The sequence below is a fragment of the Pseudorhodobacter sp. MZDSW-24AT genome, assembly GCF_002794355.1.
GTDB lineage: Bacteria > Pseudomonadota > Alphaproteobacteria > Rhodobacterales > Rhodobacteraceae > Pseudotabrizicola.
In genome coordinates, this window is the sequence record NZ_PGOI01000007.1 from 513,036 (window position 1) to 537,858 (window position 24,823).

Annotated in this window: 22 protein-coding genes and 1 tRNA gene; 12 read left to right on the top strand and 11 right to left on the bottom strand. The window is 61.1% G+C overall.

What is annotated here, in order from left to right; all coding sequences use genetic code 11:
• Positions 1-20 precede the first annotated feature (20 nt).
• A complete protein-coding gene (locus CUR21_RS08530; RefSeq protein ID WP_100196815.1) occupies positions 21-1,157 on the top strand; it encodes an alkane 1-monooxygenase in 1,137 nt (378 codons plus the stop codon).
• Positions 1,158-1,190: 33 nt separating this feature from the next.
• Here CUR21_RS08530 and pcaF read toward each other — a convergent pair whose 3' ends face one another.
• The 3 genes from pcaF to CUR21_RS08545 are packed head-to-tail and all read right to left on the bottom strand — an operon-like array spanning position 1,191 to position 3,803.
• Positions 1,191-2,390 carry a 3-oxoadipyl-CoA thiolase gene (gene pcaF / locus CUR21_RS08535; RefSeq protein WP_100196569.1) on the bottom strand — a complete coding sequence of 400 codons (1,200 nt, stop codon included), beginning with the start codon at positions 2,388-2,390 and terminating at the stop codon, positions 1,191-1,193.
• A 10-nt stretch (positions 2,391-2,400) separates the two neighbouring features.
• Positions 2,401-3,072: a 3-oxoacid CoA-transferase subunit B gene (locus tag CUR21_RS08540; RefSeq protein WP_100196570.1), complete on the bottom strand. Its 672-nt coding sequence runs from the start codon at positions 3,070-3,072 to the stop codon at positions 2,401-2,403.
• A complete protein-coding gene (locus tag CUR21_RS08545) occupies positions 3,069-3,803 on the bottom strand; it encodes a 3-oxoacid CoA-transferase subunit A (RefSeq protein ID WP_100196571.1) in 735 nt (244 codons plus the stop codon). Before CUR21_RS08545 ends, CUR21_RS08540 begins: the two co-directional genes overlap by 4 nt.
• 159 nt (positions 3,804-3,962) lie before the next feature.
• On the opposite strand from CUR21_RS08545, the gene CUR21_RS08550 reads away from it, so the two are divergent.
• Positions 3,963-4,700, top strand: coding sequence for an IclR family transcriptional regulator C-terminal domain-containing protein (locus tag CUR21_RS08550; protein WP_198431659.1), 738 nt, complete (start codon positions 3,963-3,965; stop codon positions 4,698-4,700).
• Between the two features lie 79 nt (positions 4,701-4,779).
• On the opposite strand, the gene CUR21_RS08555 is transcribed toward CUR21_RS08550, so the two are convergent.
• Both CUR21_RS08555 and CUR21_RS08560 read right to left on the bottom strand, forming a co-directional pair.
• Positions 4,780-5,718: an NAD(P)-dependent oxidoreductase gene (locus CUR21_RS08555; RefSeq protein WP_100196573.1), complete on the bottom strand. Its 939-nt coding sequence runs from the start codon at positions 5,716-5,718 to the stop codon at positions 4,780-4,782.
• 92 nt (positions 5,719-5,810) lie between these two features.
• A tRNA-Arg gene (locus CUR21_RS08560) sits at positions 5,811-5,887 on the bottom strand.
• A 262-nt stretch (positions 5,888-6,149) separates the two neighbouring features.
• On the opposite strand from CUR21_RS08560, the gene CUR21_RS08565 reads away from it, so the two are divergent.
• Positions 6,150-7,184: a LacI family DNA-binding transcriptional regulator gene (locus CUR21_RS08565; RefSeq protein ID WP_100196574.1), complete on the top strand. Its 1,035-nt coding sequence runs from the start codon at positions 6,150-6,152 to the stop codon at positions 7,182-7,184.
• Here the strand turns inward: CUR21_RS08565 and CUR21_RS08570 are convergent.
• Complete coding sequence (locus CUR21_RS08570; protein ID WP_100196575.1) at positions 7,181-7,801, bottom strand: enoyl-CoA hydratase/isomerase family protein; 621 nt, start codon at positions 7,799-7,801, stop codon at positions 7,181-7,183. The genes CUR21_RS08565 and CUR21_RS08570 overlap by 4 nt on opposite strands.
• Positions 7,798-8,544 (bottom strand): SDR family oxidoreductase, encoded by a 747-nt coding sequence (locus tag CUR21_RS08575; RefSeq protein WP_100196576.1) that lies wholly within the window; start codon positions 8,542-8,544, stop codon positions 7,798-7,800. Before CUR21_RS08575 ends, CUR21_RS08570 begins: the two co-directional genes overlap by 4 nt.
• 125 nt (positions 8,545-8,669) lie before the next feature.
• Here CUR21_RS08575 and CUR21_RS08580 point away from each other — a divergent pair, with 125 nt between their 5' ends.
• From CUR21_RS08580 to CUR21_RS08590, 3 genes are all read left to right on the top strand, one after another.
• Positions 8,670-10,166: a DUF2125 domain-containing protein gene (locus CUR21_RS08580; RefSeq protein ID WP_100196577.1), complete on the top strand. Its 1,497-nt coding sequence runs from the start codon at positions 8,670-8,672 to the stop codon at positions 10,164-10,166.
• 120 nt (positions 10,167-10,286) lie between these two features.
• Entirely contained in the window at positions 10,287-11,627 is a 1,341-nt protein-coding gene (locus CUR21_RS08585) for a TldD/PmbA family protein (RefSeq protein ID WP_100196578.1), read from the top strand.
• Positions 11,614-12,384, top strand: coding sequence for a 3'(2'),5'-bisphosphate nucleotidase CysQ (locus CUR21_RS08590; RefSeq protein ID WP_100196579.1), 771 nt, complete (start codon positions 11,614-11,616; stop codon positions 12,382-12,384). The genes CUR21_RS08585 and CUR21_RS08590 overlap by 14 nt, the downstream gene beginning before the upstream one ends.
• Before the next feature lie 55 nt (positions 12,385-12,439).
• On the opposite strand, the gene CUR21_RS08595 is transcribed toward CUR21_RS08590, so the two are convergent.
• Positions 12,440-14,710 (bottom strand): DEAD/DEAH box helicase, encoded by a 2,271-nt coding sequence (locus tag CUR21_RS08595; protein ID WP_100196580.1) that lies wholly within the window; start codon positions 14,708-14,710, stop codon positions 12,440-12,442.
• 279 nt (positions 14,711-14,989) lie between these two features.
• On the opposite strand from CUR21_RS08595, the gene hisD reads away from it, so the two are divergent.
• The 3 genes from hisD to CUR21_RS08610 all read left to right on the top strand — a co-directional run bounded on the left by hisD (position 14,990) and on the right by CUR21_RS08610 (position 18,033).
• Positions 14,990-16,279, top strand: a complete 1,290-nt coding sequence (gene hisD, locus CUR21_RS08600; protein ID WP_100196581.1) for a histidinol dehydrogenase — start codon at positions 14,990-14,992, stop codon at positions 16,277-16,279.
• Positions 16,280-16,357: 78 nt separating this feature from the next.
• A complete protein-coding gene (locus CUR21_RS08605; RefSeq protein ID WP_100196582.1) occupies positions 16,358-17,359 on the top strand; it encodes a D-cysteine desulfhydrase in 1,002 nt (333 codons plus the stop codon).
• The gene (locus CUR21_RS08610; RefSeq protein ID WP_100196583.1) at positions 17,356-18,033 is read left to right on the top strand and encodes an aspartate/glutamate racemase family protein; all 678 of its coding nucleotides are present in this window, start codon (positions 17,356-17,358) and stop codon (positions 18,031-18,033) included. The genes CUR21_RS08605 and CUR21_RS08610 overlap by 4 nt, the downstream gene beginning before the upstream one ends.
• Here the strand turns inward: CUR21_RS08610 and CUR21_RS08615 are convergent.
• Positions 18,028-19,005: a LysR family transcriptional regulator gene (locus tag CUR21_RS08615; RefSeq protein ID WP_100196584.1), complete on the bottom strand. Its 978-nt coding sequence runs from the start codon at positions 19,003-19,005 to the stop codon at positions 18,028-18,030. The two genes, CUR21_RS08610 and CUR21_RS08615, sit on opposite strands and share 6 nt — an antisense overlap.
• The gene (gene pip, locus CUR21_RS08620) at positions 19,005-19,973 is read right to left on the bottom strand and encodes a prolyl aminopeptidase (protein ID WP_100196816.1); all 969 of its coding nucleotides are present in this window, start codon (positions 19,971-19,973) and stop codon (positions 19,005-19,007) included. The genes CUR21_RS08615 and pip overlap by 1 nt, the downstream gene beginning before the upstream one ends.
• Before the next feature lie 60 nt (positions 19,974-20,033).
• Here pip and ubiG point away from each other — a divergent pair, with 60 nt between their 5' ends.
• The 3 genes from ubiG to CUR21_RS08635 all read left to right on the top strand — a co-directional run bounded on the left by ubiG (position 20,034) and on the right by CUR21_RS08635 (position 23,933).
• On the top strand, positions 20,034-20,774 hold the full coding sequence (ubiG, locus tag CUR21_RS08625; RefSeq protein ID WP_100196585.1) for a bifunctional 2-polyprenyl-6-hydroxyphenol methylase/3-demethylubiquinol 3-O-methyltransferase UbiG: 741 nt from the start codon (positions 20,034-20,036) through the stop codon (positions 20,772-20,774).
• A gap of 103 nt (positions 20,775-20,877) precedes the next feature.
• The gene (locus CUR21_RS08630) at positions 20,878-22,629 is read left to right on the top strand and encodes a type I secretion system permease/ATPase (RefSeq protein WP_100196817.1); all 1,752 of its coding nucleotides are present in this window, start codon (positions 20,878-20,880) and stop codon (positions 22,627-22,629) included.
• Entirely contained in the window at positions 22,626-23,933 is a 1,308-nt protein-coding gene (locus CUR21_RS08635; RefSeq protein WP_100196586.1) for an HlyD family type I secretion periplasmic adaptor subunit, read from the top strand. Before CUR21_RS08630 ends, CUR21_RS08635 begins: the two co-directional genes overlap by 4 nt.
• Positions 23,934-23,936: 3 nt before the next feature.
• Here CUR21_RS08635 and purU read toward each other — a convergent pair whose 3' ends face one another.
• Entirely contained in the window at positions 23,937-24,821 is an 885-nt protein-coding gene (gene purU / locus CUR21_RS08640) for a formyltetrahydrofolate deformylase (RefSeq protein ID WP_100196587.1), read from the bottom strand.
• Between the last annotated feature and the right edge of the window lie 2 nt (positions 24,822-24,823).

Genomic DNA, 24,823 nt, shown 5'->3' on the forward strand with positions numbered 1-24,823 from the left:
AAGCCATTGCAAGCGTTTCCATGTCAGATCACATGCGCCAGAACATCGGTTTCCTCCAAGCCCTTCCATTCTGGCTCACCTTGGGCTTGGTGCCCCTTGCGGCAATCGGCGCAACGTTTGGCGGTTGGTATACGGCGCTGGTCCCCGCCTATTCGATCCTGATCTACTCGTCTCTGGACGCACTCACCGGCCTGAACGAGAGCAACGCTGATCCCGAGACTCCAGAGGAGATGCTGTTCTGGTATCAGTTGCTGACCTTGATCTGGGCCCCGCTGCAACTGCTGATCCTGTTTGGAACGATCTGGTATGCGACCCATACCAGCCACCTTTCCGGGCTGGAGCTTGGGGTGCTGTTCTTTGGGATCGGTCTCATCACGGGCACGGTGGGAATTAACTACAGCCATGAGCTGATGCATCAAAAGAGTAAGCTGGAACGGTGGCTGGCCGATATCCTGCTCGCGTCAGTGCTGTATTCCCATTTCCGATCAGAGCATCTGCGCGTGCATCATATCTATGTCGGCACCTGCCGCGACCCGGTGACAGCGCGCTACAATGAGGGGTTTCATCGCTTTTTCCCGCGCGTTCTGCGGCAAAGCCCGGCTTCCGCGTGGCAGGCAGAGGTTGCCATGCTGGCACGGCGCGGGCTGCCGTGGTGGCACCGCAGCAACCCGTTCTGGCGTTATGGAGCGCTTCAGGCGGGGATGCTGGCGGTTGCGTTTGGAGCAGGGGGCTGGCCGGGGTTGGGGCTGTTCGTTTATCAGGCTGCGGTGGCCATTTGGCAGTTGGAAGCTGTCAATTACGTCGAGCATTACGGGCTGACACGGCGACATCTCGGCGACGGGAAATATGAGCATGTCAAACCGCACCACAGCTGGAATGCGGCACATACCGCTTCAAACTGGTTGCTGATCAACTTGCAGCGACACTCGGATCACCACTTCAAGCCCGACCGGCGCTTTCCGCTTTTGCAGACCTATCATGCAGATCAGGCCCCCCAATTGCCGCTTGGCTATCCGCTGATGGTGTTCATTGCGATGAACCCGCTGTGGTGGCGACGGATCATGAACCCGCGCGTGCGGGCTTGGCGCAAGTTCCATTACCCCGACATCACGGACTGGAAACCCTACAACAAGGCATTGAACCCACCGCCCCGCTGACCTGCACCCAGTCACCGGGGCCGTTGTCTTGGATCATGCGCGCTCCAGCGCGATCGCAATGCCTTGGCCCACGCCGATGCACATGGTGGCAAGCGCGCGCCGCCCGCTGCCTCGCGCCAGTTGCAAGGCAGCGGTGCCGGTAATCCGCGCGCCCGACATGCCAAGCGGATGGCCAAGCGCAATCGCCCCTCCGTTTGGGTTCACGCGTGGGTCGTCGTCCGCGATGCCAAGCGCGCGCAGACTGGCAAGCCCTTGGGCGGCGAAAGCTTCGTTCAACTCGATCACATCCAGATCGTCTGGGCCCAGACCCAAGCGTGACAACAGCTTTTGCGACGCAGGCGCAGGTCCGATCCCCATCACCCTTGGTTCGACGCCAGCGGTGGCGCCGCCCAACACGCGCACCATCGGCGTCAGCCCATATTTTGCCGCCGTCTCGGCGTTGGCAAGGATCAGCGCCGCCGCGCCATCGTTCACCCCACTGGCATTGCCAGCCGTCACCGATCCGTTGGGAAACAAGGGCTTCAACTTGCCCAAAGCCTCGGCGGTGGTGGCGCGGGGGTGTTCGTCGCGGTCTACGATCACGGCCTCGCCCTTGCGCTGCGGAATGGTGACCGGAGTGATTTCCGCCGCCAAGCGCCCGTTGGCCTGCGCCGCCGCAGCCTTGGCTTGCGACGCAAGCGCCATGGCATCTTGTGCCTCTCGGCTGATGCCGTAGTCGTCGGCCACGTTCTGCCCGGTTTGCGGCATGGAATCCGTGCCATAGGCCTGCTCCATCGCCGGGTTTATGAACCGCCAGCCGATGGTGGTGTCATAAATGGCGGCCTCTCGGCTGAACGCAGTTCCGGCTTTCGGCATAACAAAGGGCGCGCGGCTCATGCTCTCAACGCCGCCGGCAATCATCAGATCGGCCTCACCAGCCGCAATCGCGCGGGCGGCCACCAGCACTGCATCCATACCCGATCCGCAAAGCCGGTTCAGGGTGGTGCCGCTGACGGTCACCGGCAATCCCGCCAAAAGCAAAGACATGCGGGCCACGTTGCGATTGTCTTCGCCCGCCTGATTGGCGCAGCCAAAGACAACATCCCCCACCGCTTCCCAATCGACACCCGCGTTACGTGCCATCAATGCCTTCAGCGGCACGGCGCCCAGATCATCGGGACGGACTGTCGCAAGACTGCCTGCATAACGCCCGATCGGCGTGCGGATGTAGTCGCAGATGAACACATCTTTCATGGTCAAACCTTCAAAGGGCGGGAACTTCAAGATCGGCCACCGCACCCTCAAGGTGCAACGGCGCGCCGGTCAGGGCTTGCAGCTCTTCCAATGACAGCGCCGCCAACTTTTCGCGCAAGACAAAGTGACCATCGACAATATCGATCACGGCAAGGCTAGAGTAGATCCTGGTCACGCAGCCAACCCCGGTCAGAGGCAGCGAACAGCGCTTCACCAATTTGGGCTTGCCATCCTTGGTGACGTGATCCGTGATCACCGCGACGGTCTTGGCCCCATGCACCAGATCCATCGCGCCCCCCACTGCGGGCACGCCACGCGGGCCGGTGGACCAATTTGCCAAATCGCCCGTCTCTGCCACTTCATAAGCGCCCAATATGGCCACATCGAGATGGCCACCGCGCACCATCGCGAAACTGTCAGCGTGATGGAAAAACGCAGTGCCCGGTTTCAATGTCACCGCCTTCTTTCCGGCGTTTATCAGATCCCAGTCCTCCGAACCCGCACTCGGCGCCTCTCCAAAGCCGAGAATGCCGTTCTCGGTATGAAAAATCGCCTCGCGTCCGGGCGGCTGGAACTTGGCAACCATTTCTGGAAAGCCAATCCCAAGGTTCACATAGGCGCCATCGGCAATGTCTTGGGCCGCACGCCATGCCATCTGGGTGGGGGAAAGTTTCGCGGTCATGCTGCGGACTCCGGATAAACGGCCTTGGCGCGGTTCAGATCTTCTTCCTGCTGAGGTTGCGAAACCTCCACCACCCCTTGCACAAAGATGCCGGGGGTGATCACCGCTTCCGGATCAATCGCGCCGGGCTCGACGATCCTTGAAACCTGCACGATGGTTCTGGCGGCGGCCATGCACATCAACGGATTGAAATTGCGGGCCGCCATGCGATAGGTCAGGTTCCCCAGACGATCCCCGAGATGCGCCTTGACCAAGGCGAAATCCGCCTTGAGCCAGCGTTCCTGCACATAGGACCTTCCGTCAAAAACCTCGACCGGCTTGCCCTTCGCCAGATCGGTGCCAAAGCTTGTCGGCGTATAAAAGGCCGGGATGCCAGCACCCCCTGCGCGGATGCGCTCTGCCAAAGTGCCCTGAGGCACAAGCTCAAGCTCAATCTCACCCGCCAGATACTTTTCACTAAAGACGACGGGATCAGCCGAGCGCGGGAAGGAACAGATCAGCTTGGCAACCATGCCTGTCTCGATCAGTGCGGCAAGCCCGACATGGCCGTTGCCCGCATTATTGTTGACGACAGTCAGATTGCGCGGGTGGCCGGTCGCCAGAAAGCGGTCAATCAGAGCATGGATCAGCTCGATGGGCGCGCCAGAGCCCCCAAAGCCCCCGATCATCACTGTCATCCCGTCGGCGATACCTTCCACTGCGGCGGCAAGCGTTGGCAAAGTCTTATCCATCAGCGGTCTCCGGCTGTAGCACATAACGACCCAAGATCAGGCGCCGCGGTCTTGGGTAGCGGGAAAGCTTGCTTGCCGTCCACCAACTTTGTGCGCTATACATACTTTGTTGACATATCGCACAACGAGGCTCAGGTGAGCATCACAGAACGTGACATCATGGGCGGTCTGGCCAAGGGTCTTGCGGTGATCGAGACCTTTTCCGCCGCCAAGCCGCGGCAATCCATCGCCGAGGTTGCCCAAGCCAGCGGCCTTGACCGCGCCACCGCCCGTCGTTGCTTGTTGACCTTGGCGCATCACGGATACGCGGATTGGGACGGCAAGTTCTTTACACTGACGCCGCGGGTTCTCAGGTTGGGCACCGCCTGCCTTGCCACCATGCCGCTGCCGCAAATCGTGCAGCCCATTCTGGATGACCTGTCTGAACGTATCGGACAAAGCAGTTCTGTCTCAATTCTGGACACTGCCGAAATCGTCTACATCGCTCGCGCCGCGCAGAAAAAGGTCATGTCCGTCGGCCTGATGCCCGGGTCGCGCCTGCCTGCGCATTGCACCAGCATGGGGCGCGTGCTGCTGGCCGCGCGGCCGAAAGCAGAGGTGGAAGAGCTGTTCAAGTCTCACCCCCCCCAGTCTCGCACAGCGCTGACCCGGACAGATCCGGCGGACCTTTTTGCAGAACTGGCAAATGTCGCGCGCCAAGGATATGCGATCATAGATCAAGAGGTGGAGCTTGGCCTTCGATCCCTCGCGGTGCCGCTTTTTGATGCGCGCGGCAGAGTGGTCGCGGCGCTGAATGTTGGCGTGGCCGCCGTTCAAGACGCACCCGAGGCGTTGATCGATCTGTATCTTGCACCTCTGCAACGCGTCCAAGCGCAGTTGCGCCCTCTGCTGCGCTAAAAAGTCAGCGCAGCTTTGCGCTGCGCATCCTGCGCCGCAATCGACCATCAAGACAAGCAAAGCGCCATCGCACGGATGGTCAGGGGTGCGCCCCCAAGATCATGTCTGTCAGGCTTTCTTCCAACGTGTAGTTCGGCGCCCAGCCTGTCGCGGCCATCAAACGGCGCGGATCTCCGATGCTGCGGCGCAGCGTGGATGTCGTGTTGCATTGCGCGGGGTGCACAAAAGGTTGCCAACCTCCAATCCGGCACAAGGCCGCAAGCAGATCGGCCACCTCCACACCCCGGCCCGAAGCAATGTTGAAAAGCCCGCGCGGCCCATTGCGCACGCAAAGCGCGATCAAAGCGGCAGCCACATCGCGCACATCGACCCAGTCACGCACAGCACCAGCCGTCACAGTGATTTTAGCCGCATCCGCACGCAATTGGTCGATCATGACTTGTGGCACAAGCCGCGAGGGCTGTCCGGGGCCAATCACATTGAACGGAACGGCTACGGCCAGATCAAGATCCTTCAAACTTGCCTCGGCAAGCGCAAACACGGTTGCGGCGGCCTTGCTCACCCCATAGCTGGCAACCGGACGGATGGGATGTGTTTCGTCAATCGCAGCTTGGCCTTCCGTCATCGGCGCCCAAATCGCCGCTGATGAGACCACAACAAGACGCACCGGGTTTGGCAGTCTGGACACCGCCGAAATCAGGCGGATCGTGGCGGTCAGATTGCTTTGAAAGAGATGCGCCTTTCCGGCTTGCGTCTCTTCGGCAAAGGTGCACCCCGCACAGTGGATGATTGCCGCTGGTTTCATCGCCTGCAACAGAGGGTCTAGTTCGTCTTTGACGAGGTCGACCTTGGCAAAGCCAATCCGCGGGTCAAGGTTCGGAACCGGTGGGGACCTGACCCAACCGACGGGCTTGGCACCAAACTGAAGAAGCCCGGCAAGCACAGACCTCCCCACAAAACCTGTTGCGCCTGTCACCAAGACGGAATGATCTGCCAAAGCCTGTGACACGCCATCCACCGCCCTTCCCTCTCCCGCAAAGGCAGTGTGTTCGCAAGGTCAAGGCCATGTCCAGCCCCTGCCCACCCGTCACAGCGCTTGATCTGGTATTCTGGTGATCCCGACAGGACTTGAACCTGTAACCTGCCCCTTAGGAGGGGGCTGCTCTATCCAGTTGAGCCACGGGACCACGCGAACCTTCATGCGGAAATTCGCATTCGGTTTCAAGCAATGTCTTTTGAAAGGTTCAGAGAAAGAAAAGGGGGAGTGAGTTTTGGCCCACCACTCCCCCTCTGGGTCCGTCGCGTCTGGGTTGAGAGCTTGCAGGACGCGCAGGATACGTTTGGCCGCTTCTGGGCCGTTAGCGTTAACATAGCAAAGGAATCGGGCTTGGACAAGGCCTGTGTTTGACGCTAACAAGAAATGGCACCCGCTGCAGAAGGCCCGATCCCTTGGCAAAGCCTCCCCAATCCGACCTGCGCCGCCCCTTGACCCTGCGCGATGTTTCAGAAGCGTCGGGCGTAAGCGAAATGACCGTCAGCCGGGTTCTGCGCAACCGGGGCGATGTTTCAGACAGCACGCGCGAGCGTGTGCTGGAAGCGGCACGAAGGCTTGGCTATGTGCCCAACAAAATTGCCGGAGCCTTGGCCAGTCAAAGGGTCAACCTTGTCGGCGTCATCATCCCGTCTTTGTCAAACATGGTGTTTCCGGAAGTCATGACCGGCATATCCGATGTGCTGGAAGACACGGGATTGCAGCCTGTTGTGGGCGTGACGAATTATCTGCCCGAAAGGGAAGAAACAGTGATCTATGAAATGCTGAGCTGGCGGCCTTCGGGTCTCATCTTGGCAGGATTGGAGCATAGCGAAGCCAGTCAGGCGATGCTTGCGCAGGCTGGGGTCCCCGTTGTCGAGATCATGGACATCGACGGCACGCCCGTGGATTCCGCCGTCGGGATTTCGCACCGACGCGCCGGCCGCAAGATGGCAGAGGCCATCGTGGCGGCGGGATATCGGCGCATTGCGTTTCTTGGCACACAGATGCCAAATGACCATCGCGCCAAAAAGCGCCTCGCTGGCTTTGAAGAGGCCTTGGCGCGCGAAGGCCTGCATCTGGCCGATCGTGAGTTCTACTCAGGAGGTTCGGCGCTTCTCAAAGGCCGCGAAATGACGGCGGCTGTGCTCAAGCGGACGCCCGACGTTGATTTCCTTTATTATTCCAATGACATGATTGGCGCCGGCGGCCTTTTGTATTGCCTTGACCAGGGAATCGACGTGCCTGGCCGGGTGGGCTTGGCGGGGTTCAACGGTGTCGAACTTTTAGACGGCTTGCCGCGTCGGCTTGCCACCATGGATGCCTGCCGTTTGGATATCGGACGATTGGCCGCAGAGATCATTTCGGGCAAGCGACCGAACGGAATTATCGGCGGGGAAATCATCGAACTTGCTCCGACGTTGCAACCGGGCGACACGATCCGAAGCCGTTAAGTCGGCGGCACCAGCCGCTTTATCGCCGCCACGTGATCCGCCGAGGCGGCCATGGCATCTGCGGCAAGACTGCGCGCTTCCTCCATAAGGGAGTCAGGGGCAGAAATCCGGTCGATCAGGCCCCACGCCAAGGCCTCGGCCGCATCAATGCGGGCGCCCGCCATCAACATCATCTTGGTGCGCGCCGGGCCGATCAGCGCAGCCATGCGCCGCGGATCTGTGGGCTGCGGCAAAAAGCCAAGTTTCATGACAGGATAAAAGAACTTGGCCGTGGGCACGGCAAGGCGCAGGTCGCATGCGAGCACCATCCCCATCGCCCCACCGGCCAATGTGCCGTTCAGCGCCGCGATGGTCAGACAGGGCAGACCAGCCACCCGCGCCGAGAGACGTTCCCACACGGGGTCGATGGCAAGGCCTGCGCGGGCATCATCAAGATCGGCGCCTGCCGAAAACACATTTCCCGCCCCCGTCAGGACAACGGCGCGCACGCCCTTGAGTTCAGCATGGGCAAGTGCCGCATCCAACTCCTCCAGCATCAGCCGCGTCAAGGCATTGGCCTTGTCCGGGCGATTAAGCGTGAGTGTCAGGAGGCGACCTTCAAGTTCGACATTGATCATTCCACAACTCCAATCGCGCGCCGAATGCCTTGGTCGCGCAGTGATACCTCTTCGCCCAGCCATGCATCGCCACCCGGCCCGCACATCCACAAAAGGCACTTGGCCGGCCAATCTGCCGGAATGTGAACAGCAGGGTCCAAGGCAGAGACGGGATTGATCCCGCTGGCCTTGATCCTGACCTGCATGTCGGTCGCGACGGTTCCCGGCGACATGCCCATGATGCGCAATCCGTTGCCCCCTTCTTCCAGATGAGCCGCGCGGGTCAGCATGGCGGCCCCGGCTTTGGCAGAACAATAGGCGCTCCACCCTTCCAACGGGTTACGGGCGGCGCCGGAACTGACGGTGATAATGGTTCCACCGCCCGCCGCCTTCATCACCGGAATCGCTGCGCGCATTCCGTTGAAAACACCTGTGAGGTTAACAGTGATCGCTTCCGCCCAGCGGCCCGCATCGGCATCCTCAATCCTTGCAATCGGGTCAATCACGCCTGCGTTGTTGATCAGGGCGTCTATGCGGCCCCATTTGGAAAGCACCGTCTGGAGCGCGGCTTGCATCGACTCATAATGGGCGACATCACAGGTCAGCGCGATGGCGTTCGCCCCGATTTCATCCGCGAGCGCGCAAATCTCAGAGGTGGAGCGCGCCAGAAGGGCAACGCGCCACCCTGCCTTGGCAAATTCGCGCGCGCTGGCCGCCCCGATTCCGCGGCTGGCCCCTGTGATGACGACGGTTTTCGCATGCATGATCTGCTTCCTTTTCCCTGACAAAACCAGTTAGCAGACGGGCACCGCCTGCGGAAAGCCTTGACCGACCCCGGCAGCAGACAGAGGATAGGCGTCAACCCGTGAATTTTTCGGAAAGGTGCATCATGCAAAGCGCGTTCGGCACAGTGGCCGTGGCTGGTTTGATAGGGCTGCTGGCAGCACCCGTCTTTGCGCAGGTCACGCCAGAAGACGTTTGGCAAGGCTGGCAACAGTTGGGGACCAGTTATGGTCAGACCGTTACCGCCGAAGAGGTGGCGCGCGACGGCGATACGCTTGTCGTCAAAGGCATGACAACGCAGATGGCCCGCGAGGACCTTCAGTTCGACGGAAAGATTGATGAGCTGCGCTTTCGGGATCTGAAGGATGGCACGGTCGAAGTCACAATGACCGATACCCACAAGATCACCATGGTTCTGCCCACGGAAGAAGGCGAAGCCCAAGAGGTCAGCATCACGCTGACCCACCCGCAAGCCTCTCTGATTGCGGGCGGCGACAGCAGCCAAACCTCATACACCTACGACGCGCCAAGCATGGTGGTCGATATGGTGGTGACCGAAGCTGCGCTTACGCTTGCCAACCTGCAGGCCACGCTGACCAATGTTTCAGGAACCTATCTTCTGAACCTGCAAGACAATGCGATGGCGCTGGACAGTGCCTTGGAGATGGACAGTCTTACGTTTTCAATCGAGGCGGGTGATGCCGAGACCAGCGCCAGCGTGACCGGCACGATGGCCGCCCTCAAGGTGGCGTCAGAGGGCAATTTTCTGGGCGTTGCGGCGATGGAGGATATGGCCCAAGCCCTGCGCGACGGATTTGTTGCCAATACAGAACTTACTTATGGGCAAGGCGACTACACCCTCGACGTGATGGATAAGGGCAAGCCGAGCAAGTTCGTCGCCTCGAACGAGACAGGGCATCTGCGTTTCAAGATGGGGGATGATGCCCTGCAATATGCCGCGGGCGCCACAGGGGTTTCGATGGCGGTCTCAGGCGCCGACATCCCCTTCCCCGAGATCAGGGTGGCGTATGGCGAGGCCTCTTTTGACTTCCTGATCCCGCTTCTGGCCAGCGACACTCCGACCGATTTCAGCCTGCTCACCCGAATTGTCGATCTGACAGTTTCGGACGAAATCTGGGCCATGTTCGACCCGACAGTCGCGCTTCCCCGCAGCCCCGCGACGCTCGTTCTGGATGCCAAAGGCAAAGTCAAACTGACGGCGGATCTGCTTGACGAAGCGGCTGTCAATGCTCTGGGCGGTGCATCTCCGGCAGAGATGCATGCGCTCGACATGACGGATCTGACGGTGAAATTTGCCGGGGCAGAGCTGACCGGCACCGGCGCCATGACATTTGACAACACGGACATGACCAGCTTCGATGGCATTCCGGCACCGACCGGCACGATTGACCTTCGGCTCAAGGGCGGCAACGGCTTGCTCGACAAGTTGGTTACCATGGGTGTGATCCCGCAGGATCAGGCCATGGGGGCCCGGATGATGATCGCGATGTTCGCAAAACCGGGCGAAGGCGATGACGTTCTGAACGCCTCGCTGGAATTCCGCGACAAGGGCTTCTTTGCGAACGGGCAGCGGCTGAAGTAGCGGCGGCCCGATACGGCAGGGCGCAAAGGTCTTCAAGGCTCACAGTCGGGCGCAGGTCGTGACTTGCGCCAACAGGCCCGACGGACTACCTCGACCATGATGCAGTGCAAGGAGCCCGCCATGACCGATCTTTCGCGCCTGACCGACGCCCTTTTGTCGGCCGCCAAACGTGCCGGAGCGGATCAAGCCGATGCCTTGGCGATGGAGGGCACCGCGCTGTCGATCGACATCCGGGGTGGCAAGCTTGAGCAGGCAGAGCGGTCGGAAGGCACAGAAATTGGCCTTCGCGTCCTGATCGGCGGGCGGCAGGCGTGCGTGTCGGCATCCGACACTTCGGATGCCACCATCGCCGCGCTGGCCGAGCGCGCGGTGGCCATGGCGCGCGAGGCACCGGCTGACCCGCACGCCGGACTTGCAGAGGCTGACCAGATCGCGCGGGCCTGGGATCTTGCCGCCTTGGAGCTTGCCGATCCCACAGCGGAGCCCTTGGCCTCAGATCTGGAGCTCTCCGCCCGCCGGGTTGAGGCTGCCGCACTGGAGCGGGCCGCGATCAGCCAAGTGGAGGCTTCGGCCAGCTATTCCAAGCGCGCGATGCATCTTGCCGCATCGAACGGGTTTTCGGGCGGCTATGGGCGCACATCCCATTCTCTTTCGGCAGTGGCCTTCACGGGAAGCGGCACCGCCATGGAACGCGATTGGGCGGCCGAGGGGCGCATTTTTGCAAGTGACATGCCAGATGCCGAGGCCATTGGCGCGCTCGCCAGCGCGCGGGCCTTGGAGCGGGCCGGAGCCGTCCGGCCCAAGACCGGAACTTACCCCGTGCTGTTCGACGAGCGTGTGGCTTCCAGCTTGATCGGGCATCTGCTGTCGGCGACCAATGGGGCCGCGATTGCACGGGGCGCCTCTTGGCTGCGCGATGCCTTGGGGCAACAGGTCTTGCCCGCGCATCTGTCGGTCATCGAAGATCCCCATCGCGTGCGGATCAGCGCCAGCCGTCCGTTCGATGGCGAAGGCTTGCCAACCCGGCGCCGCATGATCGTGGAAAACGGCATCCTGATGGGCTGGACACTGGACCTTGCCACCGGGCGCAAGTTGGGCATGCCCTCAACAGCCAATGCCGCACGCGGCCCTTCTTCACCGCCCTCCCCGTCGACCAGCAACATCGATCTTACCCCGGGGACAGCAAGCCGCGATGATCTGATTGCGCAGATGGGCACCGGGCTTTTGGTGACCTCGATGATCGGGTCGACAATCAGCGCGACCACCGGCGACTATTCGCGGGGGGCATCCGGCTTTTGGGTCGAGAACGGAGAGATCCGCTACCCGGTGAATGAGTGCACGATTGCGGGCAACCTGCGCGACATGCTTTTGCGGATCATTCCGGCCAATGATGCGCGCGCCCATCTGTCAACGCGCGTGCCCTCTTTGCTGATCGACGGGATGACCCTTGCCGGGGCTTGATCTTCCGCTCTTGGCCGAAGCTGCCCGTCTTGCGGGCGAAATCACTCTGCGTTTCTGGCGCGCAAGCCCTCAGGTCTGGGACAAGGGGGGCGACCATGGCCCGGTGACAGAGGCGGATCTTGCGGTCAACGATGCGCTCAAGACCATGCTGCTTGCCGCCCGCCCCGACTATGGCTGGCTGTCGGAAGAAACACCCGATTCACCGGAACGGCTGTCGGCCAAGCGTGTGTTCGTTCTTGATCCGATTGATGGAACGCGCGCCTTTGTGGCAGGGGAAGACAACTTTGCCGTCTCGCTGGCCGTGGTCGAAGCCGGGCGGGTGCTCGCGGGGGCTGTGATGCTGCCTGCCAAAAACAGGCTCTATACCGGCGAAATCGGCGGGCCCGCCTTGTGTAACGGGGTTGCGATCAAAGTTTCGGCGCGGCAGGATCTGGGTGGCTCAAGCCTCTTGGCCACCAAAGCCAATATGGAGCCCGCGCATTGGCCCGGCGGTGTGCCCGATCTGCGGCGCAGCTTCCGCACATCGCTTGCCTACCGGCTGTGCCTCGCCGCCGAGGGACGTTACGACGGCATGATCACCTTTCGCGACACTTGGGAATGGGACATTGCCGCTGGCAGCCTGATTTGTGAATGCGCTGGCGCGCGGGTCACCGACAGAACCGGTGCCGCGCTCCGCTTCAACGCGCCGAAAGCGATGACCGCTGGGGTCATCGCGACCAATCCGGCCTTGCACCAAGCCATCATGGCGCGGCTGTAAAGAAAAAGGGGAAAAGCCACCGCTTTCCCCCTTATGTCCTACTTACCGGACTGGCTTAGCGTTTCGCGCCTTTTGGCGGAACGAAGCGTTTTGAGGTGTCTTTTGCATCCGCCCGAGGACGGGCAGGCGCATCCGACTTCCGCGCAAAGGGCTTTTTGCCATCGGCGCCGACCGATTTGAAACCAGCTGACTTGCCAGCGGGCTTGCCTTCACGTTTTGCAAATGGACGCGATTCATCGCCTTTGGGCGCATAGGTGCGCTTCTCTGCCCGGTCGCCATCCGACTTGGGCTTGTAACCGGTGCCTTCCGCCGCATGGCTCTTGAAGCCCGCCGCGCGCGCGGGCTTGCCAGCGCCACCGCCAAAAGACTTATAGCCCGCGGATTTGAACTTGGCACCACCAGCCGGTGCCTCTTCGCGCTTTGCATAGGGCTTGCGGTCGCCACCTTCACGCGGGGTGTAGGGTTTGCGGTCTGCGTCGTCGCGCTTGGCATAGGGCTTGCGCTCGCTCGCTCCTTCGCGCGGGGCATAAGGCTTGCGCTCTGCCACGGCACGCGGAGCGTAAGGTTTCTCCTCGCGCGCCGCATAGGGCTTGCGCTCGCCGTCCTCGCGTTTGGCATAAGGTTTACGCGCCGGTGCGGCCTCGGCAATGATGGCGTCATCTTCCACCACGCGCGAAGGCTTTGGCTTATAGGCCGGGCGATCATCGCGCGCGGGGCGGGGCGCCCGTTCGGGCCGATCCAGGCTTGGCTCACCTTCCATCCGGGCCATCGTCAGGCCAGGTTCCAGCTCCAGCTGCGGCCCAAAGCGTCCGGCCAAAGGCGCAGCAATCTGAACAAAGGTCACATCTTCCTTCACACGGATCGCACCGATGCCATCCTTGGAGATGCCCGCACCGTCACAGATTTTCGGCAGAATCCAACGCGCTTCTGCGCGTCCCGAATGCCCGACCGACAACGAGAACCAGACGGAAGGCCCGAACTCGCCCCGTTCGCGCGGCGCGGAAGCTGGCGGCGGCGGCAAGCTGTCAGACAACACTTCCGGCGCCGAACGGCCTTCGCGCCACAAGCGGATGAATGCCGCAGCTGTCTGTTCGGCTCCAAAGCGCTCGATCAGGGTCGCCACCATCGCGGATTCTTCGCCAATGGCCTCGGCCAGTGCCGGATGTTCGAGAATGCGCTGGTCATCCTTGGCCTGCACCTCTTCCGCACTCGGGGCCTTTACCCAATCGGCCACCACCTTGGCGCCCGCCAGCAGGCGCTGTGCTTTCTTGGCCTCGGCCGGGACAACGATCAGCGCAGACACGCCCTTGTTGCCCGCGCGCCCGGTCCGACCCGAGCGGTGCAGCAGGGTTTCCGAATTGGAGGGCAGATCGGCATGGATCACAAGCTCCAACCCCGGAAGGTCGATGCCGCGCGCGGCGACATCCGTCGCGATGCAAACCCGGGCACGACCATCACGCAGCGATTGCAGCGCATGGGTCCGCTCTTGCTGCGACAGTTCGCCGGACAGCGCCACCACCTGAAAACCGCGGTTGGTCATGCGCGCCATCAAATGGTTCACGTTCATCCGGGTTTTGCAGAACACGATCGCCGTCGGCGCATCGTAAAAGCGCAAGACGTTGAAGATCGCATGCTCGCGGTCGCGGGCCGCCACCGACATTGCGCGATACTGGATATCCGCATGTTGCTTGGTTTCGCCCTTGGCAATGATCCGCATCGCATCGCGCTGGAACGTGCGCGCGAGAGATTCGATTTCCTTGGGCACGGTCGCCGAAAACATCAAGGTGCGGCGGTCTTCAGGGGCCGCGGCAAGGATGAATTCCAGATCTTCGGCAAAGCCGAGATCCAGCATTTCATCCGCTTCGTCCAGAACGACGGCCCGGCAGAACGAAAGGTCCAAAGAGCCCCGTTCAATGTGGTCCCGCAGACGGCCGGGCGTGCCGACCACGATATGGGCGCCACGATCCAACGCGCGCTTTTCCGTGCGATAATCCATGCCACCCACGCAAGAGGCGATCTGGGCGCCAGCGACACCGTAAAGCCATTCCAGTTCGCGCTTTACCTGCAAGGCCAATTCACGCGTCGGCGCCACGATCAGTGCGATCGGCTTGTCTGCGTAGAGCAGACGATCCGAACCCGCGAGGATTTCCGGCGCAATCGCCAGACCAAAGGCAACCGTCTTGCCCGACCCGGTTTGTGCAGACACCAGAAGGTCACGTCCTTCAACGCCTTCTGCAATCACAGACTGCTGCACGGCCGTAAGGGTTTCATAGCCCTTGGCTTCCAAAGCCTGCGCAAGCGGCGCGGCCACGTTCATATCGATCATTCTTTTTATTTCCAAAAGGAGGATGCCTTTGCATCCGTGAAGCCCTGTGCGGCGCCTTCTTTCCCTTTTGGCCGCAGGCCTCCTCGCCCGGCGTGCCCCCGGAATCCTCGGGCCGACGGGGGATCCTTAACGGAAACAAGACAGATTGTATAGCCTGTCTCTCGATCAACCTTGTTTGGCCCCCCGGAACGACCGGCTCCAATTCCCTGAATTGCGGGTTTGGCGATTGCCTCGCCACGCGCTTGCCGCAAAACTCGTCGCATGAAGCGAGGGCTTTGAATGACCAGCCTGCACGTCAAAACAAGCGAAAGCACCGAAGCCGGGTCCAGTGACATCTCTGCCGTGGTCGGCTCTCTGCTGACAGAGCTGGAAGCAGGCGGCGAAGATACGGCGCGCCGACTCTCACAAGAGCTGGACGGATTTGCGGGTGACATCGTGGTCTCTGAAGAAGCGATCGCCCGCGCCTGCGCGCGTGTGCCGCAGTCCTTGAAGGATGACATCGCCTATGCACATGAAAACATCGCAAACTTTGCGCAGGCACAGCGCGACAGCGTCAGAGAGACAGAGGTAGAATTGCGGCCCGGCCTGACGGCGGGGCAAAAGCTGATCCCTGTGCAATCGGCTGGATGCTACGTTCCGGGGGGGCGCTACAGCCATATCGCAAGCGCGATGATGACGGTAACAACCGCCCGGATCGCAGGGGTTTCGCACATTGCTGCCGTATCCCCACCACGCCGCGGCGTGGAAGCTGGGATACCCGATGCCATCCTCTACACGCTGCATCGCTGTGGCGCAGATCGCATTCTGGCCTTGGGCGGTGTTCAGGGAATCGCGGCCATGGCCTTTGGCCTGTTCGGCCTGCCTCGGGCGGATATTCTGGTTGGGCCGGGCAACCCTTATGTCGCCGAGGCAAAGCGCTTGCTGTTTGGCCGCGTGGGGATCGACATGGTCGCGGGACCGACCGATTCCCTGATCATCGCCGACGCCTCGGCCGACCCTTTGACTGTCGCTTGGGATTTGATCGGCCAAGCGGAACACGGTGGCAATTCACCCGTCTGGCTGATTACAGATTGCCCGAAGCTCGCGCAGGCTGTGGCGGGGCTGGCCCCCCGCTGCGCCGCCGAATTGCCACAACCCAACCGCGCGGCAGCGGAAATGGCATGGGCCAATCTGGGACAGATCATCCTGTGCAAAAACAGGGAGGCGATGGCCGCCGAGGCCGACCGCCTTGCGCCAGAGCACCTTCACGTTCAGGCCGCAGAGTTGGGATGGTGGAAAACGCGCCTGACCGCCTACGGGTCGCTTTTTCTGGGCGCCGAAACCACGGTTGCCTTTGGCGACAAGGCGGCTGGCACCAACCATGTTTTGCCGACGTCGGGGGCCGCGCGCTATACAGGTGGCCTCTCGGTTCACAAATTCCTCAAGACCGTGACTTGGCAGCGGGTGACCGCCGAAGCCTTACCAAGGCTTGCGGCAGTCACCGCAAACATCAGCCGCTTTGAAGGCATGGAAGGACATGCCCGAACCGCCGATCTAAGGCTAAAAATGTCTGCGCCCCCCGCCCCATAACCGCGCTTCGCCTTGGACAGGGTGGTTCAGCACTCATACTGTCCCTGCCTGAGGCGCCCATCAACAAAGGTTCACCCCATGCATCTTTCCCGCTTTCCCCGCATCCGCTTGGGTCATCTGCCCACGCCCTTGGAACCGATGCCACGGCTGACCGCTCTGCTGGGCGGGCCAGAGCTTTGGATCAAGCGAGACGACTGCACCGGTTTGTCGACGGGGGGCAACAAGACGCGGAAGCTTGAATTTCTGATGGCCGAGGCGTTGGCACAAGGCGCAGATATGGTGCTGACCCAAGGTGCAACCCAATCGAACCATGCCCGGCAAACGGCAGCGGCGGCGGCCAAGCTTGGGCTGGATTGCCATATCTTGCTGGAAGACCGGACCGGCTACAACGAACCCAACTATCGTTTGAACGGCAACGTGCTTCTGGACGTGCTGCATGGTGCAACGCTGGAACATCGCGGGCCGGGCTTGGACATGCAAGCCGAGCTGCTGGCCGCGGCCGAAACATTCCGCGCAAAAGGTCGTCGTCCTTATGCCATTCCGGGCGGGGGGTCTAACCCGACCGGGGCCTTGGGATATGTCAACTGTGCCCTCGAACTTTTGGGACAGATGGTCGAGCAAGGACTGGCCTTCGATCACATGGTCACGGCAACAGGCTCTGCCGGAACTCATGCCGGGCTGATTGTCGGACTGAAGGCTCTGAACGCGCAGTTGCCGCTGCTTGGCATTGGCGTGCGTGCGCCCAAGGACAAGCAGGAAGAGAACGTGTTCAAACTGGCGCAGGCCACGGAAGAGAAGCTGGGCCTTCACTCTGTGGTCAAGCGCGACGATGTGGTCGCGAACTGTGACTACATCGGCCAAGGCTACGGCATTCCGGCAGACAGCACTTTGGAGGCAATCGATCTGTTCGCCCGACAAGAGGCCATCCTGCTGGACCCGGTCTATTCGGGGAAAGGGGCGGCGGGACTGATCGACCTGATCCGCAAAGGGCATTTCAAAAAGGGGGAGCGCGTGGTCTTTCTTCACACCGGGGGGGCCATCGGCCTGACCGGATACACGCATGTCCTGCCCCACGCATGAGGCGGGTCGGCATCCTTGGCGGCATGGGGCCGGAAGCGACGATTCTGCTGATGCAGAGACTGTTGCGCGCGGTCCCCGCGCAGGACGACGCTGACCATATTCCGCTGATCGTTCATCAAAACCCGTCCGTGCCAAGCCGCATCGCCCGGCTGATCCAAGGCACGGGCGCAGACCCGGGCCCGGTTCTGGCGCAGATGGCCTGCGACTTGCAGGCCGCTGGCGCCCAAGCACTGGCGATGCCCTGCAACACGGCGCATGCCTATGCGCCGCAGATTGTTGCGGCGACCTCCCTGCCCTTTCTGGACATGCGCGCCGCCACGCTCAAAGCGCTGCCGAAAGGCCGGATCGGCATGCTGGCCTCTCCTGCGGTGCGGCTGACGGGTGTCTTCGCGGAAACGTTCCAAACGGCTGGATTAGAGCCGGTTTGGTCAGAGGAAGAGGCATCCCTTCTCGCCTTGATCCGCAGCGTGAAAGCTGGCCAAACTGGCCGCGAGGAACACGAAACCTTTGCTCGGCTGGCGGCACGCTTGTCTTTGCACTGCGACCATCTCCTTGTCGCCTGCACAGAGCTTTCCTTGTTGACCGCTGCCCTTTCCGCGCCTTTCACAGACAGCCTTGATTGCCTCGTGGGCGAAATCGTCGCCTATTCAAAGGGCGAAGACGGCGGCTCATGACTCGCTGATGACTTGGATCGCACCTGCCAGCGCTGGCGCGATGTTATCGAAGCGTGGCACCAGATGGCTGCGCACCAGCATTCTGCAATCCTGCGCGAGCGCGTCGGGCAACCGACCCAATTCCTCCATCCGGGAAATCAGATTCACACGGCGCACATCCCCCGCAAAGGGGAGCGGCAAGACCTCAAGCCTTGGCAGAACCCGCTCGGCATCCATCAGATTCAGGGGAGTCGTGATCGTCCATCCGTGTGTCTGCACGACCATTGCAAGGACAGAGCGCGTGGCTTCCAGCGCGAAGCGACGCTCGGGGTGCAGGCGAACGCGCGCCAAAAGCCTGCTTATACGTTGTCCGATGGGCAGGCTTTCTGAATACTGCACATAAGGCAGCCGCTCGAGCGCCGTGCGACAATCTCCCGTGATCGCCCCCTTGCCCGCGACAAGCACAAAAGGCTCTTGCAGGATGGGCAGCACCCGAAATCCAGATGTGTCCGGGGGCAACAGGGCTGACACGCCGATATCTGCTTCCCGCGCCAACAAACGCGCAATCACCTGATCTGATCGGCCCGAAAAGGCATGCACAAAGCATCGGGACATCCGCGCCTGCAAGGCAGAGACAAGCACCGGCGTCAGGGATGCATCCAGATCATCGATGATGGCCAAATTCAGTTGGGGCAAACTTGCAAGGCTGATCTCTGCCAAATCCGCCTGCGCTTCGGAAAGCGCTGCCAAAAGCCGATGGGCATGCTTTCGCAACACCTGCCCTGCCGGAGTCAGGGTAACCGGCTTTGTCTTGCGGTCAAACAGACGCGCGCCAACCGCCGCTTCCAACGCCGTGATGTGCTGACTGACGCCAGAAGGGGAACCGCCGATGCGACTGGCCGCCCCGATCACTGAACCCGCTTCCTCCAAGGCCACAAAGACACGCAATCCGCGCAGCGTGAGTTCGGCAGCGGGTTTGCCTTCGCCTGCCATCAGGGACGCAAACTGTCCATCACCCGCACGAGTCCGGCAGAGATTCCCGGCTCTGACAGCGCATGCCCGGCCAGAGGCACCATGGTCAGGTGGCACCGATCCCAGCCTTCAGCCAATCTCCACGCCGAAATCGGCGGGCAAATCATATCATAGCGGCCCTGAATGATATGTGCCGGGAGATGCGTGATGCGGTGCTTTTCGCGAAGGATCCAACCATCCTCTTCCAGAAATCCCCCGCTGTGAAAGTAATGGTTTTCAAGCCGAGAAAACGCCCGCGCATATTCGCCGGGACTTTCGCCGACCGGACCATCGTGATGCACCGAAGCGAGGGCATTTTCCCAGTTCGCCCAGATGCGCGCGAAGCGGGTTTCTTCCATCATGTTCCCCGAAAACAGCCGCCGGTGATAGGCCGCAATCAGGTTCTTGCGCTCATCTGGGGGGATGGGGGTCACGAAACGCGCCCAGAGTTCGGGAAAGAAAGCCCCCGCACCCCCCCCATAAAACCAGTCCAGTTCCGCCTGCGTCATCAGGAACACGCCGCGCAACACAAGATGCACCACACGAGAAGGATGGGTGATGGCATAGATCAGCGCCAAGGTGGCGCCCCAGCTCCCTCCGAAAAGGATAAAACGATCAATTCCAAGGGTGCTGCGGATGCGCTCGATGTCGCGCAAAAGATGCCACGTGGTGTTGTCCAGAACGCTGGCATGGGGACGCGACCGGCCACATCCGCGCTGATCAAACAGAACCACCCGATACACGGACGGATCGAAATACCGTCGCATCGCGGGCGAGCAGCCCCCCCCCGGCCCCCCGTGCAAGACAAGCACCGGGATGCCATCGGGTCGGCCACACTGTTCGACATAGATCTTGTGACCGTCGCCCATGTCGATCACGCGCTGGTCGAACGGGTCGACCGGCGGGTAAAGATATTCAACTGCGCGCTTTTGGCCTGATCTCTGATCCATCATCGCTCTATATAACGCCGAAGCGGCCTGCGTCCAAAGGCCAATCGAAAGGGAAACGTGATGGAAAGTCAAACAACCGTCGATCCGGCAGAAGTGGCAAAGTTCGAGGCAATGGCCGCCGAATGGTGGGACCCGAACGGAAAGTTCAAACCTTTGCACATGCTGAACCCCTGCCGCTTGGACTATATCACCGGCCAGATCGCCGCCGAGTTTGACAGGGATCCGTCAAACCCCCTGCCGTTCAAGGGGTTGCGGGTGCTGGACATTGGCTGCGGCGGCGGGCTCTTGTCAGAGCCGATGGCGCGCTTGGGGGCCGATGTGGTGGGCGCAGACGCGGCAGCCCGCAACATTCCAGTGGCGCAGGTCCACGCAGCCCAGCAAGGGTTGCAGATCGACTATCGGCACACCACCGCAGAAGCCATGGCAGCCGCAGGCGAACAATTCGATGTGGTGCTCAACATGGAAGTGGTCGAGCATGTCTCGGACCCGCTGGCCTATCTGACCGCCTGCCAGCAGCTTCTGAAACCCGGCGGGCTGATGATTTGCTCTACCCTCAACCGGAATGCCAAATCTTTCGTGATGGCCATCGTCGGAGCAGAGCATGTCATGCGTTGGTTGCCCAAGGGGACGCATGACTGGAAAAAGTTCATAACCCCGGATGAACTGCAAGATCTGATCCGCAGGGCAGGACTGGAGCCGGTGGATCGCAAGGGCATGGTCTTCAATCCCGTGTCTTGGTCATGGCGCCTGTCCCCCCGCGATCTCAGCGTGAATTATGTGACGGCGAGCGTGAAGCGCTAAACGTGCCGCGCAATCCTGTGGATGCGTTGGCGGGATGTTAACACTCTGAGGGCATGAAAGATCTTGGGTTGGGGGCCGATCCCTTTCACAGGATTTGATCTTGATGCCGTCTTTGTCGGCCAGCGCCAGCCAAAGCACCCTAGCGGGCAGCGAGCTTGATGCCGCGCTGCGCGAAAACCGCAGCCTGTTCGCTATGGCGGCGATTTTCAGCATCGTCGTCAACCTGCTGATGCTGACCGGCCCGATCTACATGCTGCAAGTGTATGATCGGGTGCTTGGCAGCAGATCAGAGCCAACCTTGCTCGCACTCTCGGTCTTGGCCCTGTTTCTCTACCTCGCGATGGGGGTGCTGGATCACGTCCGCGCCCGGTTGCTCGCACGCATCGGCATGAGGGTTCAGGCACGACTGGAACATCGTGTCTTCACAGCGGCCTTGGGGCGCGCCACGGCAAGACCAGACGATGCCTTGGCTGCATCGGCGCAGCACGACCTTGAGGCGATACAGCGGTATTGGACATCCCCCATGTCATCCGCGCTCCTTGATCTTCCTTGGACCCCTCTCTTCCTCCTCCTGCTTTTTGCATTTCACCACGTCCTTGGATGGTTTGCCCTGTTGGGGGCGGGCAGCCTTGTCTTCATGGCGGTCGTCAGCCAACGCCTTGGCAAAGACCCAAGCTTGCGGGCCAATCGTGCGGCTCTTTCGGCTGAGATCATGGCAGATCGCCTGAAAACACATGCCGAGGTCTTGCTGGCGCTGGGCATGACCCGCTCTGTCTATGTCCGATGGTCAGAGGCACGAACGCAGGCCATGCGCGCCATGTTGCAGGTCTCTGATCTCGCAGGGTCTTTTGTCAGCGCCACGCGCGCGCTGCGCCTGCTGCTTCAATCGGCCATCTTGGGTCTGGGTGCATGGCTGGTCCTGAAGGAAGAGTTGACGTCGGCTGTGATGATTGCAGCATCCATCGTGATGGGTCGTGCCATGGCGCCGATCGAGCAGGTGGTGGGTCTTTGGCCCGTGCTGACACGCGCCCGAGAGGGGCGCCGTCAACTGGTGCACCTGCTGGCCGCATCACCACCAAAAGCGCTCCGGACAGAACTGCCACGCCCCCATGCCAAACTGCGGGCAGAGGGGATTTCGCTGATGGTGGACGGCCGCAAAAACCCTGTCTTGCGCGGCATCAGCTTTCAGTTGGACCCGGGACAAGCCCTTGGGATCATCGGGCCGTCAGGGGCAGGAAAATCAACGCTAGGACGCGTGATCATCGGGGCAATTCAGCCGACACAAGGAAGAATCCAGCTCGATGGGGCGGATCTGGACCACTACGATCCGGACGTGCTCGGCAGTTTTTTGGGCTATCTTCCCCAGACTGCAACCTTGTTCGCCGGCACGATTGCAGAAAACATCGCGCGGCTGGCACCTGCACCAGATCCACAAGAGGTGGTGGCTGCAGCGAAAGCGGCCAATGCCCATGAGATGATCCTGAACTTGGCAAAGGGCTATGATACGCAGATCAGCGGGTCAGGTGCCCCGCTGTCCGGTGGTCAGATCCAGCGCGTCGGCCTTGCCAGAGCCTTGTATAAGAACCCGCTTTTGCTTGTGCTGGACGAGCCGAATTCTAACTTGGACAATGAAGGCTCCATCGCCCTGAATGCTGCGATCCGTCAGATCAAGGCAGCCGGGGGTGCAGCCATTGTGATCGCGCATCGTCCCGCCGCCCTACAGGAATGCGACCAGCTTCTCTTTCTGGAAGAAGGCCATCGCCGCGCCTACGGGCCACGGGATGACGTTCTGCGAGAGATGGTGAAAAACCATACGGAATTGATCCCCAGCAAAGCGGCGCGCGGCGGGCCATGACACCCTCTGGCACGCCGTCTTGGCTGGAAATCCGCCCGCATCTGTGGATTGGCCTGTCAACGCTTCTGGTTCTGTTCGGCGGTTTCGGGCTCTGGTCGGTGACGGCCACACTTTCAGGGGCCGTGATCGCGCCCGGCCGCGTTGAGGTTGCCGGCAACAGGCAGCCTTTGCAGCACCCTGAGGGTGGGCTCGTGGCCGAGGTTTTCGTGACGGAAGGTGCCACTGTCAAAGCCGGAGATCGAGTGTTGCGTCTCAACGGCACGCAGGCCCTGTCCGAACTTCGCGTGCTCCAAAGCCAATTGTTCGAATTGCGCGTCCGACGGAGCCGATTTCAGGCTGAGCGGGATGAAAGGGCAGAAATGGCCATTCCGCCCCCGCTTCTCCGGCAATCCACACAAGACCCAACGGCGGCCGATCAGCTTTCGGAGCAGATACGTCTGTTTCTATTCCGGCGTGACGCCTTGATGCGGGGGATCACAAGACTGGGCACGCGCATAGCGCAAAGCCAAGCGCATCTTGACGCGATGGAAGCACAAACCGCCTCTGTCGCCAAACAGTTGACGCTCATCCACAGGGAACTTGCCGATCAAGAAGCACTGCTGGCAAAAGGTTTGGCGCGGGCGTCCTCCGTGCAGGCGCTGCGGCGCGAGGCGGCGCGTCTGGCCGGTATGCGCGAGGAATTGGCCGCCAACCGCGTTCTGGCGGAAAAGCGCATGGAAGAGATCGGGTTGGAAATGGAAGATCTGCGGGCGCAAAGGCGCGCAGACGCCACCCTTGCGCTGCAAGAGGACGCCGCGACAGAACGGGAACTCGTCCAGCGCGAAGGCGTCCTGTTGGACCGGATAGCGCAGCTCGACCTCCGCGCGCCGGTAACGGGCAGAATCTTGGGTCTTACCATCACCACCCCGCCCGCAGTGTTGCGCCCGGTTGACCCTTTTGCTTTCATCGTTCCAACAGACCGGGCCCTCGTCATTGCGGCTGAGATTCCGCCCCTCCACATTGATGAGGTTTTCCCAGGTCAGTCCGTCCGGCTGGTCTTCCCGGCCCTCCCTGCGCAAATGATGCCAGAAATGCTGGGCCGCATCACCGTGCTCTCCGCCGATCTGGTTGTAGAGCCAAGATCAGGTCGGCCTTATTACCGCGCCGAAATTTCTATCGACGCGCATGCAATTGCGTCCATGGGGCAAAGATTGACCCCTGGGATGCCGGTTGAGGCTTTTATCCAAACCGGCGCGCGCACCCCCTTTGCGTATCTGACACAGCCTCTCACGAAATACCTCTCGCATGCCTTTCGTGAGAGGTGACGGTCACCCCATCCGTTCTGAGGCATAAGATCCGGGGGATGCAGGGAAAACCACGGTCTTTGTGCCATTGATGAACACGCGCCCATGCACATGGGCATGGATTGCCCGTGACAGCACCTGAGACTCTACATCACGCCCCAAGGAGACATAATCTTCATTCGACTGCGCATGTGTCACACGAATGGTGTCTTGCTCGATGATAGGGCCTTCATCGAGATCCGCGGTCACATAATGCGAGGTCGCGCCGATCAGCTTGACGCCTTTTTCAAAAGCCTGCTTGTAAGGATTGGCCCCCTTGAAGCTGGGCAGGAAAGAATGGTGGATGTTGATGATCCGGCCAGACATCTCGCGGCACATCTCATCTGACAGCACCTGCATGTAACGTGCCAGAACGATCAGCTCGGCACCGGTTTCCTGAACAATGCGCATCTGTTCAGCCTCGGCCTGGGCCTTGTTCTGGGGTGTGACCTTGATGCAGTAGTAAGGAATATCCTGGTTCACCACGACCTTCTGATAATCCATATGGTTGGAAATCACCGCCGCAATCTCGATCGGCAAGGCACCGATCCGCGAGCGATAGAGCAGATCGTTCAAGCAATGGCCAAAGCGGCTCACCATGATGATGACCCGCCGCTTCACCTGCTCATCAAAAAACTCTGCCTGCATGCCAAACTTGGCTGAGATCGGGGCAAAACCAGCCCGCAGATCCTCCAACCCCTTGTCACCCTCAGACCGGAAGCTGACGCGCATGAAAAAGTTGCCCGTCCCAGTGTCGTCAAATTGCGAACTGTCGGTGATGTTGCAGGATTGATCAGCCAGAAAGGCCGAGATGGCCGCCACGATCCCACGAGTCGAGGGGCATTGGACGCGAAGCGCAAAGCTTTTCATGA

What these genes read in the sequence shown, in the direction of transcription:
- CUR21_RS08530 (WP_100196815.1), top strand. Translation starts at nt 21, where the DNA reads ATGTCAGATCACATGCGCCAGAACATCGGTTTCCTCCAAGCCCTTCCA.
- pcaF (WP_100196569.1), bottom strand. Translation starts at nt 2,390, where the DNA reads ATGAAAGATGTGTTCATCTGCGACTACATCCGCACGCCGATCGGGCGT.
- CUR21_RS08540 (WP_100196570.1), bottom strand. Translation starts at nt 3,072, where the DNA reads ATGACCGCGAAACTTTCCCCCACCCAGATGGCATGGCGTGCGGCCCAA.
- CUR21_RS08545 (WP_100196571.1), bottom strand. Translation starts at nt 3,803, where the DNA reads ATGGATAAGACTTTGCCAACGCTTGCCGCCGCAGTGGAAGGTATCGCC.
- CUR21_RS08550 (WP_198431659.1), top strand. Translation starts at nt 3,963, where the DNA reads ATGGGCGGTCTGGCCAAGGGTCTTGCGGTGATCGAGACCTTTTCCGCC.
- CUR21_RS08570 (WP_100196575.1), bottom strand. Translation starts at nt 7,801, where the DNA reads ATGATCAATGTCGAACTTGAAGGTCGCCTCCTGACACTCACGCTTAAT.
- CUR21_RS08575 (WP_100196576.1), bottom strand. Translation starts at nt 8,544, where the DNA reads ATGCATGCGAAAACCGTCGTCATCACAGGGGCCAGCCGCGGAATCGGG.
- CUR21_RS08580 (WP_100196577.1), top strand. Translation starts at nt 8,670, where the DNA reads ATGCAAAGCGCGTTCGGCACAGTGGCCGTGGCTGGTTTGATAGGGCTG.
- CUR21_RS08585 (WP_100196578.1), top strand. Translation starts at nt 10,287, where the DNA reads ATGACCGATCTTTCGCGCCTGACCGACGCCCTTTTGTCGGCCGCCAAA.
- CUR21_RS08595 (WP_100196580.1), bottom strand. Translation starts at nt 14,710, where the DNA reads ATGATCGATATGAACGTGGCCGCGCCGCTTGCGCAGGCTTTGGAAGCC.
- hisD (WP_100196581.1), top strand. Translation starts at nt 14,990, where the DNA reads ATGACCAGCCTGCACGTCAAAACAAGCGAAAGCACCGAAGCCGGGTCC.
- CUR21_RS08605 (WP_100196582.1), top strand. Translation starts at nt 16,358, where the DNA reads ATGCATCTTTCCCGCTTTCCCCGCATCCGCTTGGGTCATCTGCCCACG.
- CUR21_RS08610 (WP_100196583.1), top strand. Translation starts at nt 17,356, where the DNA reads ATGAGGCGGGTCGGCATCCTTGGCGGCATGGGGCCGGAAGCGACGATT.
- CUR21_RS08615 (WP_100196584.1), bottom strand. Translation starts at nt 19,005, where the DNA reads ATGGCAGGCGAAGGCAAACCCGCTGCCGAACTCACGCTGCGCGGATTG.
- pip (WP_100196816.1), bottom strand. Translation starts at nt 19,973, where the DNA reads ATGGATCAGAGATCAGGCCAAAAGCGCGCAGTTGAATATCTTTACCCG.
- ubiG (WP_100196585.1), top strand. Translation starts at nt 20,034, where the DNA reads ATGGAAAGTCAAACAACCGTCGATCCGGCAGAAGTGGCAAAGTTCGAG.
- CUR21_RS08630 (WP_100196817.1), top strand. Translation starts at nt 20,878, where the DNA reads ATGCCGTCTTTGTCGGCCAGCGCCAGCCAAAGCACCCTAGCGGGCAGC.
- CUR21_RS08635 (WP_100196586.1), top strand. Translation starts at nt 22,626, where the DNA reads ATGACACCCTCTGGCACGCCGTCTTGGCTGGAAATCCGCCCGCATCTG.
- purU (WP_100196587.1), bottom strand. Translation starts at nt 24,821, where the DNA reads ATGAAAAGCTTTGCGCTTCGCGTCCAATGCCCCTCGACTCGTGGGATC.